Raw genomic sequence first — 1,359 nt, 5'->3', positions numbered from 1 at the left:
GGCTTACAAGTGGGCCAAGGCGAACAAAAAACGAAGGGAATATCAGAATGCGAAAGGAAAATCAAAAAAATCAAAACCATGCGGGGCGAAATTGCGCTCGCGAATGGGGTATTTCAGCAGCCTGTTATAGGCAACAAAATTTCATTGCATTCCGTAAAAATCCTGCTGCGCAATTTTCAAGTGGTGCTGAGAACCGTACCCCTGGTGATCTAATCTAACCCCACCTACTGATCTGCCCATATGGACATCCAAGTCGTCGTAGCCAATTTAGTCAAGCAGCCAGATGCCCAAGCGGTGATCAATTCTGCCAATGCCAACCTGCGTCTTGGATCTGGTGTTGCTGGTGCAATTCATACGGCTGCTGGTGATGAGCTTGAGGACTACTGCGAGCAGTTCGCTCCATTAGCTCTCGGCATGGCGGTGATCACCCCCGGCTTTAAGTTACCTAATCAGTATGTGATCCACGCCCGTGCTGGACATTACTTATTTGAGGAAGAAGCTGAGGCATATCTCGAGTCGGCATATAGATCGGCGCTGTCCATCGCTGTGACTCATAACATTGAGTCTGTTGCCATGCCTGCAATGGGTATTGGTGTTTTCAAGTTTCCGGTGGAGTTGGCTGCCGAGATCACTGCTAAGGTATTGCGATCACCTGAGTGGGATGGCACCTCATTGAAGTGGGTACGCCTTTGTGTCATAGATGAAGCTCTCAAAGCCGCATACATTGCAGCACTGGGTTAAGAGCGAACTCGCGTTCGCTTGCTCTTCGCATTCGCTCATCGCACATTTCTTCTTCATTTCAGTCTCCGAACAGTCCGATCGATTGATTTGACTTAGAGACTTTTGGAAGATTCAACCCACACTGAGCCTACACAGGGCTCAGTGTGGGTAGGACTCTTTTGGTGAGTTCGTTACCACAGCACTTCAGCACAACCAAATTGGTAAGGGCGGTTTCGCGGTCTCCTTTTATGTGCTGCTTTGAAACGCAGCGTCTGCGATAGCTGAAGTGCCAACCGATCGCAGTGTTTGCAAGTTGCCGTGTAAGCAGGGCTTGCTCGTGATGCTGAAGGCTTACAGCCTTCCATCTTTGTGCCGTTTTTGTGCTTTGTCTGTAATAGGTGGCAAACCATAACAACACAAATAAATGTGCTTTCGACAAATCTTTGCTACCGCTCAAATCTTCCTTCCCTGCGACACCGTTGTCCAGTTGTTGGGCGTCATATCGAATGAGTCCCTGATGGCCAGTCCAAATTCCCCCACCCGTGGCCACCCCAAATTCCCCCAGGCAGCGCAGCCAGATTATGACGTTTCCAGATTGACGTCCAAGCGTGCCGCCGCCTCCTTGAGCCTGTAGCTCTT

At 49.8% G+C, this 1,359-nt stretch carries 3 protein-coding genes; 2 read left to right on the top strand and 1 reads right to left on the bottom strand.

Annotated elements, in window-relative coordinates:
* Together B9Z45_RS17500 and B9Z45_RS16610 are read left to right on the top strand one after the other, a co-directional pair.
* A partial coding sequence (locus B9Z45_RS17500) for a hypothetical protein (RefSeq protein ID WP_233252251.1) occupies window positions 1-213 on the top strand: 213 nt, incomplete at its 5' end.
* A gap of 27 nt (window positions 214-240) precedes the next feature.
* Window positions 241-741, top strand: a complete 501-nt coding sequence (locus B9Z45_RS16610) for a macro domain-containing protein (protein ID WP_108408290.1) — start codon at window positions 241-243, stop codon at window positions 739-741.
* A gap of 127 nt (window positions 742-868) precedes the next feature.
* On the opposite strand, the gene B9Z45_RS17495 is transcribed toward B9Z45_RS16610, so the two are convergent.
* Window positions 869-1,359: hypothetical protein (locus B9Z45_RS17495; RefSeq protein WP_233252250.1), on the bottom strand; the 491-nt coding region annotated here is incomplete at its 5' end.

This window comes from Limnohabitans sp. 2KL-17, from assembly GCF_003063415.1.
Lineage (GTDB): Bacteria > Pseudomonadota > Gammaproteobacteria > Burkholderiales > Burkholderiaceae_C > Limnohabitans_A.
The sequence above is the reverse complement of the archived record's forward strand: the minus strand, read 5'-3'. Positions and strand labels throughout refer to the sequence as shown.

Excerpts from the sequence above, each read along its gene's own strand:
- B9Z45_RS16610 (WP_108408290.1), top strand. The coding sequence starts at position 241 with ATGGACATCCAAGTCGTCGTAGCCAATTTAGTCAAGCAGCCAGATGCC.